Source organism: Larkinella harenae (assembly GCF_054780515.1).
In genome coordinates, this window is sequence record NZ_BAAGWE010000006.1 from 348,900 (window position 1) to 361,277 (window position 12,378).

Consider the following 12,378-nt stretch of genomic DNA (forward strand, 5'->3'; position numbering starts at 1 on the left):
TATAGCCCGTCAATGTAGACGGTTCCTCACAAAAAAGTTCAGAGGGCAATGCCCTCTGAACTGACAACGTAACATCGGTAACTCACAGATAAGCAGTTAGTTCCAGCCACCGCCCAGGGCCCGGTAGATGCTGACCCGGGCATTCAATTGCTGCATTTTAGTCTCAATCAGGTCAAAACGGGATTCCAGGGCGTCCCGTTGAGTCAGCAGAACTTCCATGTAGTCGGCCCGGGCGGAGCTAAAGAGACGGTTTGAAATCGTGATCGACTCGGTGAGTGCCTGAACTTCATTGGTTTTTACCTCGTAACTTTTCTCCAGGTTGCTAATTTTGGAGAGCTGGTTGGCCACTTCGACGTAAGCGTTCAGCAGTGTCCGCTCGTAATTGTATACTGCCTGGATCTGCCGGGCATTGGCACTAACATACGCGGCCTTTATCGCGTTTTTATTCACGACGGGTCCAGCCAGGTCACCCACCAGCGAAGCCAGCAGGGATTCGGGCAACGTGGCCAGGTAAATGGGATTAAACGCCTGCGTGCCGATTCCGGCGGAAATACCCAGGGAAGGGTAAAAGTTAGCTTTGGCCACCTGCACATCCAGTTTCGCAGCAACCAGATCATGCTCTGCCCGGCGAACATCCGGACGGTTTTCCAGTAATTGCGACGGTAGACCGGCCTGGATGGCGGTTGGCACCAGTTTTTCGAAGTCCTGGGTGTTTCGTTGCACCGGCTGCGGATACCGGCCCACCAGGAAGTTGATCCGGTTTTCGGTTTCAACAATCTTTTGCTGGATATCGTACTGCAGATTCTGGGTGTTCAGAACCTGGGCCTGAAACCGGCGGACGGCCAGTTCCGTCACCCGCGTCGCTTCCTTCTCCATTCTCACAATTCTCAGCGCATTGCTCTGAATGTCAATGTTCTGCCGAACGATTGCTAGCTGGTTGTCGAGGGCCAGTAATTCGTAGTACGAATTAGCGATTTCGGCAATCAGATTGGTTGTCATGAAGTTTTTGCCTTCTACGGAAGCCAGGTACCGGGATATAGCCGCTTTCTTTGCGTTGCGCAGTTTGTGCCAGATATCCACTTCCCAGCGGGCAAACGCCCCGATCCGAAAATCGGGCAACGGGTCTGGCATTTCTTTTTTGGGTTTAATTTCAGTCGTTGCCTCAACGGCTCCCAGGCGCGTATACCGGGGCGTTTTTTCGATGCCGGCTCCCCCGCCAATGCTCACAAAGGGCAAATATTCCCCCTGCCGGGCTTTGATTTCGTTCCGGGAAATTTCAATCTCCTGCAAGGTGATATTCAGTTCCTGGTTGTTTTTCAACGCCAGATCGATCAGGTCAGTCAGGTAGGGGTCCGTAAAAAAATCCTTCCACCGAACCTTCGCCGTGTTGGTTGAGTCCTGTACGTTGTTGTAACTCGCAGGAACGGTTTTGTTTTCGGTGCGGGTAACTAAAGCCGGCGTTTGGCAAGCGGTATTGATGAGGGCAATGAGCGTCATCGTCCCCAGGCAATGCCCGATTCGTTTATTTTTCATTGATTTCACTTTCTTCAGGTTGCGGAAAAACATCTACGGTATGGACAAATTCTTCGGTCAACGAATCTTCTTCTTCGCCTTTTATCAGCTTGCGGCCATCGGCCAGGTTGCCAAAGATGTAGTATAATCCGGGGATGATCACGACGCCAAAAATGGTTCCGAACAGCATGCCACCCAGGGCGGATCCGCCAATGGTTCGGTTTCCGATAGCACCGGCACCCTTCGCAACAATCAACGGAATCAATCCGGCCACAAAAGCGAAGGACGTCATCAGAATTGGGCGGAAACGAACCTGGGCACCTTCAATGGCTGCGGCCAGAATGGTGGCACCTTGCTGGCGCTTCTGAACGGCAAATTCAACAATCAGCACGGCATTTTTTCCCAACAGACCCACCAGCATGATGAGGCCAATTTGGGCGTAGATGTTGTTCTCCAAGCCCATGAGCTTGAGCACCAGGAATGAACCAAAGATTCCGACCGGCAGTGAGAACAAGACGGCCAGGGGAATGATGAAGCTTTCGTACTGGGCAGCCAACACCATGTAGACAAAGGCCACCACGATCAGGAAAACGTACAAAGACTCATTTCCGCGGATGGATTCGTCGTAAGAAAGTCCTTCAAACGCAATGTCGTATCCTTTGGGCAGTGTCTTGGCGGCCACCTCCCGAATGGCCTGAATAGCTTCAGCCGTGGTGTAGCCCTTCGCCGGAAGCCCCTGAATGGCCGCTGAATTGTACAAATTGAACCGGGTGATCTCGTTGGGCCCCTGACCTTTTTTCAACGTCATGAACGACGAGTAGGGGACCATTTCGCCCGCATCGTTTTTAACAAATAGTTTCAACAAATCGGACGGCAGCCGTCGGAAACTGGGATCAGACTGGACGTACACCTTGAAAAACTGGTTGAACTTGATAAACCCTTGCTCGTAGGTACTGCCAATCATGATGTTGAGGTTGTCCATCGCTTTTCCGATCGACACGCCTTTTTGCATGGCCAGTTTGTTATCAATTTCCAGTTCGTACTGCGGATAATTCGCGGCAAAGAAGGTAAACAAACCCGTGAGCTCTTTCCGTTTGGCCAGGTTATCCAGAAATTCTTTGTTAATCTTGTCAAATTCGCTGTAGTCCGTGTCGGTGTTTTTATCCAGCAGACGCATGGAAAAACCGCCGGATGTACCAAATCCCGGGATGGCCGGTGGTTCAAAGAATTCGACCGTAGCGCCAAGCCCCTTTGATTTCACCTCCAGTTCTTCCATGATTTCCTTCACGTTATGATCGCGCTCCGACCACGGCTTCAGGTTAATCAGACACGTACCGGCGTTGGAACCCCGCCCTTCAGTCATGATCTCGTAACCGGCCAGGGAAGAGACCGATTCAATGCCCGGAACTTCTTCGCAAATCTTCTGAAGCCGCTGCGACACCTCGTTGGTTTTTTCCAGTGTAGAGCCTGGGGGCGTCTGAATGATGGCATAAATCGTACTCTGGTCTTCGTTTGGAATAAACCCAGCCGGTAAAATTTGATTTTCGTAGACGATGCCAGCGCAGAAAGCGGCCAGGATAACCCACGTAAGAACTCGGCGGTTGACGATTAGTTTCAGCAACCCAACGTACCGTCCGGTCAGGCTGTCGAAACCCCGGTTGAAGCTGTCAAGTGCCCGCGTCAGCAGGTTCTTTTTCCGGGTGTGTCCATGTTGGGCGTGCCCGTGATGGTTTTTCAGCAGCATGGCACACAAGACGGGGGTGAGCGTCAGGGCGATCAGGGCCGAAATGACAATGGAACTGGCCATCGTGATGGAAAACTGCCGGTAGAACGTACCGACTGGTCCCGACATAAATGAAATGGGCAGGAAAACCGATACCATGACGGCTGTGATGGCAATGATGGCTCCGCTGATTTCGCCCAGCACCTTTTTAACGGCGCTGTAAGGGGACAAATGCGGTTCTTCTTCCATTTTGGCGTGCACGGCTTCCACCACCACAATGGCGTCATCGACCACAATACCGATGGCCAGCACGAGAGCAAACAAGGTAATCAGGTTGATGGACAGCCCAAACGCCTGAATAACAAAAAATGCCCCAATCAGCGACACCGGCACCGCCAGGATCGGGATCAGGGTCGAACGCCAGTCACCGAGGAAGATGAACACCACCAAGGCTACCAGAATAAAGGCATCCCGCAACGTGTGAATAACCTGCTCGATCGACGCATCCAGAAATTGTGACACGTCATAGCTAATTTTGTAATCCACACCCGGAGGGAAAGAAGCCTTCATTTCTTCGAGCTTCGTTTTTACCTCCGCAATAACATCGCTGGCGTTGCTGCCGTAGTTTTGCCGCAACACAATGGCGGCCGAAGCCTGCCCATCCAGGTTGGAATAAATATCGAAGAATTCACTGCCTAGTTCTACTTTGGCGATGTCTTTGAGGTGGATGCTTTCCCCTTCGGCATTGGCCCGAATGATGATGTCTTCGTACTCTTTCGGCTCGCTATACCGGCCTTTGTAGGTGAGTACGTATTCCAGGGACTGGGCCGCGATACCGGAACTTTGACCAATCCGGCCGGGCCGACCAATGATACTTTGCTCTCCCAGTGCCTTCATCACTTCCTCGGTGGAAATTTTGTAGGCCCGCATCCGGTCGGGGTTGAGCCAAACGCGCATGGCATACCGTCGGCTACCCAGAATTTGCGCCCGGGCGACCCCTTTGGTCCGCTGAATTTCAGGGATCATTTTAACGGTTGCGTAGTTGAACAGGAATTTTTCGTCAATGCTCTTGTCCTTGGAATACAAGTTGACGTACATCAGCATACTGGGCTGAATCGGCGTAATAATAACTCCTTCACGCTGAACGAGTTCGGGCAGAAGCGGCATCACCTGGTCCACCCGGGTTTTCACCCGGATTACGGCATCGTTTGGGTCCGTACCCGGTTCGAAAATAATCCGGAGGGTTGCTTCACCGGCGCTGGTGGCGTCGGTAGCGATATACCGCATATCCTGAACCCCGTTGATGGCCTGCTCCAGCGTAATCAGCGTGGATTTAACCAACACATCGGCACTGGCGCCCGGATACGCAATGAAGATATTGACGGTTGTGGGGGCAATGTCCGGAAATTGGGAAATGGGTAACTTCTTGATAGCCAGTATACCGATAAAGACTATCATGACCGATATTACAATGGCGAATACAGGTCTGCGAATGAATTTATTGAACATATCGTTTGGGGCTCGGCGTGGGCCGTCTGATGGTTAGCGGATCAACTTATTCGGCATACAGACCTAAATGAGCAATGACCGACGCTGGTTTTTCGAACTTGTAATGAATTTCTTCGTTCTCCTTGACTTGCCGTAAACCTTCCAGCAGGATTTTGTCATCTTTTTTCAGACCCGAACTGACCACAAAAATGTGGGGCATTTCCGCTGCGATAGTGACTTCCCGGGATCGAATCTTATTGTCATTGTCGACCACATACACGTATTTCTTTTCCAGTACTTCAAACGTGGCTTTCTGCGGAATGATCATGGCATTTTTCAGCGGTAGCGTCATCTGGATGTTACCGGTTTCGCCGTGCCGGAGCAACCCTTTGGGATTTGGGAAGGTAGCCCGGAACGCAATGTTACCGGTTTCGTTGTTGAAATCGGCTTCGATGGTTTCTACGACGCCAGGATAGCCAAATACCTGCTGATTGGCCATGAGCAGGTTAACGTGCTTGAGGTTGTCCTGTTGGGCATGGGTTTTATACTCCAGATACTCAGCTTCCGGAACATTAAAATAGACCCACATTTTGCTGTTGTCAGACAACGTAGTCAGCAAATCGCCTTCATCGACCAAGCTTCCCAATCGCACCTGAAAGCGGTCCATAATGCCATCGAAGGGAGCCCGTATTTCGGTGAAGCCCAAATGCACCTGCGCCAGCGACAGTTCCGCTTTTGCCTTGTCAAATTTGGCCTTTGCTAGAGCCAGCTCGTTCTTGGAAACCACATTGCTGTCGGCCAGTGACTTAGTGTTTTTGTATTCGATTTCGGCAAAATTGGCTTCGGCCTGCGCTTTTTGCTGCTCGGCCTGATAAAGCAGGGGCATGATTTGAAACATGAGCTGTCCTTTCTTGACAAATTGCCCTTCATCGACAAAAATCTTCTGGAGGTAACCTTTCTCCAGCGCGCGCATCTCAATGTGACTGATGGAGCGAATTTGACTCACGTAGTCGCGGGTGATCAGGGTATCTTTCTGCAACGGACTGGTCACCATAAATTCGGTTTCCTCTTCCTTTTCTTCTTCGTGGTTTGTACAGCTTGTCAGGAACAAACAGGCAAACAAGCTGGTCAGCATGAGAATGGTTCTCATTGTTTTTTAGTACGGATTTTGTTTGGATAATTTTTTATAAAAGCGGCTTGAAGCCAGATAAATACGTCTCCTCAAGCAGATTTCGGCAGTACGCTTAATGGATGGTGAACCGGGCCGAATCAATGGGCAACCTGGCTTTTAGACCGCGTACGGTTTTTAGCCTTTATGCCGGCGGGGTGGGGCGTTGGGTGATTGAGTCAACCGGCGGATCAGACTGTCTTTCTGCTGGTTAGCCCGCATGCAATCCAGAAGTTGCTGTTGGCAAAGGACATGTTCTACCGGATCAATGGTGTTGCCAAGTCCGTATTCTTCCAGGTTTTGCCGACGGGTTTGCTCACGCAACAGAAATCCGTTAAATACGAGTGAAATGGCCAGTGCCAACCCAAAACCGTACAGTAGAATAGAGGGGAAGCTCCGGCGTTGCATAGGCATGAATCAAATTGCTTTGCCACAAAGCAAGCACCCGGATATTAAAACAAAGTGAGAAGTGAATTAAAAGATATTGGAAAAGTTTAATACGCTGGTTGGCTGATGACAAGCGGCATAAATACACAGTGTCATAAAAGAGGAGATTAACGGTGATTTTGGCAATAGTGACTTGAGGGTGATAGTAACTCTTTCGTAAAAAAATTATATTTATTGTTTTGTGTGGCCAATTTTCCCGGCTCTACAGCCCCAAATCCAGGTAACCGCAAAACCGTCAGGACCACTGCGGTAAGGTGATGGTGACCGACGTTCCCTGGTCGACTGTGGATGAAATTTGAATGGTGCCCTGATGCAAATCGATGATTTTATGCGTAACGGGAAGACCAATACCGTAGCCGGGGACAAAACCGACGTTTTTGCCCCGGTAAAGCGGATCGAGGATGTGGGCGGCATCGGCTTCGGAAATGCCAATGCCCTGATCGACAACCCGGACTGTGATTTGCCCATTGGTCAATTGCAATTGTACAGAAATGGTTTTACTGGAATATTTACAAGCATTATCCAGCACGTTCAGGAAGGCCGTGGTCAGTAACGTAGCGTTTCCCTTTACCGTAAACGATTCGTCTTCGCCCGTGATAAACTGGAGCGGCAGGGCACGGTCCGGGTACTTGGTTTGAACCTGCTCAATGGCCGTGAGCAGGCAATCGTCTACCTGTACTGTCGTCAGGGCCACATTACCGCCCGAAACCTTGGCCAAGCCCAGCAAACCGTTGGTCAGCGCAATCACTTTTTTCAGTTCGTCGATGGCGATTTCCATGCTGCTGCGCCAATCGGCCGGATTCTGATCGTACCGCAGGGATGTTTCGAGCGTTCCCAGCGTGTTGGTCAGTGGGGTGCGTAATTCGTGAGAAGCGTGGGCCACAAAACTTCGTTGGGAGATAAAGGCATCTTCCAGTCGATAAAGCATCTGGTTGAATGTCATGGCCAGTTGGGCGAGTTCATCGCGCCGGTTGCCTTCGTTAACCCGTTTGTGCAGATCGACGGCGGTAATCTGGCCTACATCGTCTACGATTTGGGAAATGGGCTTCAGCACCCGCCCGGAAAAATACCAGCCCGCCAGTACGATGAGCGTAAAACCGAGCAGATTGGCCAGCAGCAGAATTTGTTGCAATGATCCTAATTTAGCAAAACCAATCCGATCGTAGCCGGATGCGAAAATGTAAAAGAGCTGCCCCCGATCCTCAAACCGAATTCCGATGGATTCGAGGTGACCGCCCCTAAACTCATACGGCGCGTTGGTGGAAACGAGCGGTATTTTATCCCGGTAATAATCGGCTTCCTGTAAAGTCCGGTTGGCAAAAACGAGGTGATGGCGGCTGTCGTAGATGCTGATTTGCTCTTCCACAATGGAGAGCAAGTCGGTGCGCACCATGTTTTTAAAGAAGTCGTCGTGCAAGTGGCGCCGGGCAATCAGCACCCGACCCGTTACCCGGGCTTTCCCTTCGAGTCGGCTGTAAAATTCTTCCTGCCGGTACAGCGAATAAAAATACCAGACCAGCAACGAGAGGGTGATCTGAATGGTGGTGGCCAGCAGGGTAAAAATAATGGTCAGGCGATTTCGAATCAGCATGGAAAAGCAAGCTATAACCAGAATTTTACGGTTTGTAGCGTCTGGAAGACAGGTCAGCCCTCGCGGAGGATATAGCCCATTCCAACCAGGGTATGCAGCAGCTTGGGCGAAAAATCCCGGTCGATTTTCTTCCGCAAATAACCGATATAAACATCAATAATATTGGTGTTATTGTCGTGTTTCAGGTTCCAGACCCGCTCACTGATGTCAACCCGTGAAATGGCCTTTCCTTTATTCAGCATCAGGTATTCCATCAGGGCGTACTCACGGGTGGTGAGGTCAATGCGTTTTCCGGCCCGCGTAACGGTTTTCGTGTCCAGGTTAAGTTCCAGGTCGGCCAGGCGCAGCAGCTGCCTTTGCTTGGTTCCCCGCCGGCGCATCAACGCTTTTAGCCGCAGCAGCAACTCCTGGTATTCAAAGGGCTTGACCAGGTAATCGTCCGCTCCCGCGTCGAAGCCATCCGACTTATCGGCCAGGCTATCCAGCGCAGTGAGCATCAGCACCGGAACGGCCTCGTTGTCGGACCGAATCAGCCGACACAACTCAAAACCGTTGATCTGGGGCAGATTAATGTCCAGAATGACAAGGTCGTACGTGCCCTGACTAAACAGAGCGAGCCCCGAACTGCCATCGTAGGCTACGTCAACTTCGTAACCCTCGGCCAGAATCCCTTTACGGATGAAAGATGCTAACCGTTCCTCGTCTTCAACTAAAAGGATTTTCATGAAAACTTGCGCTTGCTTAAGGCATTGTGCGGGCTGTATTCCGGATGAACACGGGTTGTACGAACGTCGTTCACGGGCGACCGAAACGGTGTTGCCTGTGTGATAACGGTGATCGTATAGGTTGGCGTAAAATCCACGTACGGCTTCGCAAAACCGTTGACAAAGGTAGAGAATACTTTCGGGCTAATCATGGCTAATGCATTGCGTATTTGCCCGGCAACAAGTGGAAAATAAGCTTTAAAAGTCGTTCGTTTTTGGGGGACTTCAGGGATTGAGTTTGTTTATAGAAGGTGTTTCTGTACCTTGCCATAGAGGGAAATGGATAATCTGTCCAACCGGATTGTGCCGGAAAAGTATACGTCATTAATCAAACAAGAATGCCATTCACTGTTGAGTCGTTTATTCGTGAACTGAGTCGCCTGCCTCATCGGGGGGCGGCTACGGTTCAGGAGGCTGCGGCTATCAGACTACTCAAGGCGACGTTGCAGGAATTAAAGGCGGAGGTGCAAATTGAGCCGTTTCGTACCCCGCCAACCAACGTGTCAACCATCTACTGGCTGGTTGGAGGGCTCATTCTGGGCTTGCTTACGGTACCCTGGCTGGGGTGGTTTGCCGTACTGTGGGGGTGGGGGTGGGTGGTGCTGGCCTGGTTGTATTTCAACGGGCGGTACTCGCCCGTAACCCAATTGCCACCACAAACCACTTCACACAACATCATTGGGCGCTGGCGGGAGAACGGTTTTGGGTACGCCGGTGATCCGGATAAACCAGTGATGAAAGCTATTTTGATGGCGCATTACGACTCAGCGCCGATTTCGTTGATGTACCGCACCGACGGGTTGCTGTCGTTTCATACGTCTCTGGTGATTACGCTGGTGCTCGGGCTGGTTTCCGGGCTGGTTTTAGTGACCGAACAACTGGGGCTGGAGAGTCTGTGGCTCCCCTGGATTCGCTACGGGCTGATTGCTTATTTCGTGCTTCAGGCCATACTGGCAACGCTGGGCTATTGGCTATACGGTTATTCCAACGGCGCCAGTGATAATGCAACCGGGGTTGCAGCCGCCCTGGCTATTGCGGAACGGCTGCACCAGCTTTATTTGCCGGGGCTGGAAATTGAACTGGTCCTGACGGGTGCCAAGGAAGCCGGGATGATCGGGTCCCGAAACTACCTGAATCAGCACCAGGCCTCCTGGCCTAAGGACCGTACCGTTGTTTTAAATCTGGATACCCTGGGCAACGGGTCGTTGCGCCTGATCAAACATACCGGAACCGTGGAAGTTATTGAATACAGCAATTCGCTCATGAACACCGCGGAACAGTTGCTGAGCGAAAAACCGTTCCAGGGAATCGTAACGCCCGGTCGCTGGCATACCGCTGATTTCGACAGTGTCTGGTTCGTTCGCCGGAAGATCCCGGTAATGACCCTGACGGCGATGGACAGTCAGGGCCGTATGCCCAATATTCGTCGGCCGGAAGATCAGCTGATGGGAACGAATTTAGCAACGATTCCGACGGCGGTGGACTTTTCCGTGCAAACGATTGTCCGCCATTACCAGCAATTTGAAATAACCGCCGAACGGTTGTAAAATAAACACTCTGGCGGCTTATGGTGTTGAAAATCGTGGGCCGGTTCGTAGTTTTGCCGGAGAAACTAGCACACAAACTTAATTACTACTCAGATGAGCGCGTACAAAAACGAAGGATATGAGCCGGAAACGATTCAACACCTTAAAGACGAATGCAAACAGGAAGGAAGCTCATTTATCTACGTGGAGGATGAGGATGACGACCTGGAGGTGTTGAATTCGGGGGAGTGTGTTCACGTTCAGTTTGTTGGGCAGCATAAAGGTGCGGAAGTGATCTATGACGCCATCATTTATACGCTGCGGCTGCACCACAGCAGTCTGGTGTATGAAATGGCCATGGAGAAAGTGAAAAAATCGTTTCCTGAATATATTCCGGTAGAAGACCGGAAGCCGGATTACCGGATCGATCCGGAACTGGAAGAGGAAATCGAGCTGTTCCTGACGGAATTGATTGAAGAAATTGAAGAAACGGAAGCCGTAAAAGTGCAGGAGCACATTGAAACCGACCTGGGATTCGAATACGGAATCAGTCTGGACGTTTGTTTGAATGTGGAGGAAATTACCGACGAAGTCATCGAAGAATTTATTGAAAAGTTCAACAACCAATCGTTGAAACTCGATAAGACGATGTATTCGTTTACCAACGGAGAAGCGGAAGAATAGAATACCGGGCCGAATATGCATCTATTTTATCAGCCCGAAGCGGAAGCAAATCCATTTTTAAGTGAAGAAGAATCCCGGCATTGCGTCAAAACGCTACGGCTGGGAAAAGGGGCCGTTATTGAAGTAACCGACGGTAACGGTCATCGGTACAGCAGCGTCATTGAAACCGCCGACCCGCGTCGTTGCCAGTTTCGGATTGTTGAAACCGTGACGGCAGAACCCCGCCCATACCGGATTCAACTGGCCGTGGCTCCTACCAAAAACGCCGATCGTATCGAGTGGCTGGTGGAGAAAGCCGTTGAGCTGGGCGTTGATCGCCTAAGCTTTTTTGTGGGCCAGCATTCCGAACGGCGGCAGTTAAAAACGGATCGGCTGGAAAAAATTGCCGTTGCGGCCATGAAACAATCGCTGCAATTGTTCATGCCCCGGATTGACGCGTTGCTGGATTTTAAGGCGGTTCTGACGATCGGATCAGACCAGCGTTTCATCGCTCATCTGCCCGAAAACGAACCCGTCGGCTCCCTGTTTAAAACGGCCGAAAAGGGTGGTACGGTTTTGGTATTAGTTGGACCGGAAGGCGATTTTTCCGCTCAGGAAATCGCCCAGGCCCTGGAAAATGGGTTTAAAATGGTTACCTTAGGGAAAACGCGGCTGCGGACGGAAACTGCAGCCTTGGCGGCTTGCCATACCATCCATCTAATCAATACGACTACATGATAGTAAAACGGGCTTTCGGAACGGCCTTGGCCGGTTTGGTACTAGTGATCCTGACAGCGTCGGCGGTGTGTGCCCAGTATTCGTACAAGATCGCGAAGCTGAAGTACAACGGAGGGGGAGACTGGTACGCCAACAAGACCTCATTGCCTAACCTCATCAAGTTTTGCAATGCAAACCTGCGCATGAACATCTTTCCCGAGGAAGATATCGTGGAAGTGGGAAGTCCAGAACTGTTCTCGTATCCGTTCGTACACATGACCGGCCACGGAAACGTTGTTTTTTCGGATGCCGAAGCCCAGAACATGCGCCGGTATTTGATGTCCGGCGGTTTTCTGCACATCGACGATAATTACGGCCTGGACAAGTTTATTCGCCGGGAGATGAAAAAGGTATTTCCGGAACTCACATTCATCGAATTGCCCTACAACCACCCGGTTTATCACCAGAAATTTAATTTCACCAGCGGGTTGCCTAAGGTGCATGAACACGACGGCAAAGCCCCGCAGGGTTTTGGATTAATCTGGGAGGGACGATTAATCTGTTTTTACAGTTACGAGTGCGATTTGGGGAACGGATGGGAGGATCAATCTGTTTATAATGACCCGGAAGAAGCGCGGCAGCAGGCATTACGCATGGGAGCCAACCTGTTGCAGTATTCAACCACCGCATTTTAGAAAAAATAAATATTTTGACTTTTTCGGTTAACTATCCGCTTTATTAGTTAGATTTGTATAATCGAATTGTACTGAAGTTGGTTT

11 protein-coding genes are annotated in these 12,378 nt (G+C 50.8%); 4 read left to right on the plus strand and 7 right to left on the minus strand.

What is annotated here, in order from left to right; all coding sequences use genetic code 11:
- Window positions 1-96: 96 nt before the first annotated feature.
- The 7 genes from ACYVH9_RS25105 to ACYVH9_RS25135 all read right to left on the minus strand — a co-directional run bounded on the left by ACYVH9_RS25105 (window position 97) and on the right by ACYVH9_RS25135 (window position 8,845).
- Entirely contained in the window at window positions 97-1,533 is a 1,437-nt protein-coding gene (locus ACYVH9_RS25105) for a TolC family protein (protein WP_460639176.1), read from the minus strand.
- Window positions 1,523-4,744, minus strand: coding sequence for an efflux RND transporter permease subunit (locus tag ACYVH9_RS25110; protein ID WP_460639177.1), 3,222 nt, complete (start codon window positions 4,742-4,744; stop codon window positions 1,523-1,525). The genes ACYVH9_RS25105 and ACYVH9_RS25110 overlap by 11 nt, the downstream gene beginning before the upstream one ends.
- Before the next feature lie 46 nt (window positions 4,745-4,790).
- On the minus strand, window positions 4,791-5,873 hold the full coding sequence (locus tag ACYVH9_RS25115; RefSeq protein ID WP_460639178.1) for an efflux RND transporter periplasmic adaptor subunit: 1,083 nt from the start codon (window positions 5,871-5,873) through the stop codon (window positions 4,791-4,793).
- Between the two features lie 156 nt (window positions 5,874-6,029).
- Window positions 6,030-6,305, minus strand: coding sequence for a hypothetical protein (locus tag ACYVH9_RS25120; protein WP_460639179.1), 276 nt, complete (start codon window positions 6,303-6,305; stop codon window positions 6,030-6,032).
- A 268-nt stretch (window positions 6,306-6,573) separates the two neighbouring features.
- Window positions 6,574-7,929: a HAMP domain-containing sensor histidine kinase gene (locus ACYVH9_RS25125; protein ID WP_460639180.1), complete on the minus strand. Its 1,356-nt coding sequence runs from the start codon at window positions 7,927-7,929 to the stop codon at window positions 6,574-6,576.
- Window positions 7,930-7,982: 53 nt separating this feature from the next.
- Window positions 7,983-8,654: a response regulator transcription factor gene (locus tag ACYVH9_RS25130; protein WP_460639181.1), complete on the minus strand. Its 672-nt coding sequence runs from the start codon at window positions 8,652-8,654 to the stop codon at window positions 7,983-7,985.
- Complete coding sequence (locus tag ACYVH9_RS25135) at window positions 8,651-8,845, minus strand: hypothetical protein (protein WP_460639182.1); 195 nt, start codon at window positions 8,843-8,845, stop codon at window positions 8,651-8,653. Before ACYVH9_RS25135 ends, ACYVH9_RS25130 begins: the two co-directional genes overlap by 4 nt.
- Before the next feature lie 186 nt (window positions 8,846-9,031).
- Between ACYVH9_RS25135 and ACYVH9_RS25140 the strand changes: the two genes are divergently transcribed.
- The 4 genes from ACYVH9_RS25140 (at window position 9,032) to ACYVH9_RS25155 (ending at window position 12,294) form a co-directional block, all read left to right on the plus strand.
- Window positions 9,032-10,240: a M28 family metallopeptidase gene (locus tag ACYVH9_RS25140; protein ID WP_460639183.1), complete on the plus strand. Its 1,209-nt coding sequence runs from the start codon at window positions 9,032-9,034 to the stop codon at window positions 10,238-10,240.
- 93 nt (window positions 10,241-10,333) lie between these two features.
- A complete protein-coding gene (locus ACYVH9_RS25145) occupies window positions 10,334-10,903 on the plus strand; it encodes a hypothetical protein (RefSeq protein ID WP_460639184.1) in 570 nt (189 codons plus the stop codon).
- A 15-nt stretch (window positions 10,904-10,918) separates the two neighbouring features.
- On the plus strand, window positions 10,919-11,620 hold the full coding sequence (locus ACYVH9_RS25150; protein WP_460639185.1) for a 16S rRNA (uracil(1498)-N(3))-methyltransferase: 702 nt from the start codon (window positions 10,919-10,921) through the stop codon (window positions 11,618-11,620).
- On the plus strand, window positions 11,617-12,294 hold the full coding sequence (locus tag ACYVH9_RS25155) for a DUF4159 domain-containing protein (RefSeq protein ID WP_460639186.1): 678 nt from the start codon (window positions 11,617-11,619) through the stop codon (window positions 12,292-12,294). Before ACYVH9_RS25150 ends, ACYVH9_RS25155 begins: the two co-directional genes overlap by 4 nt.
- Window positions 12,295-12,378 lie beyond the last annotated feature (84 nt).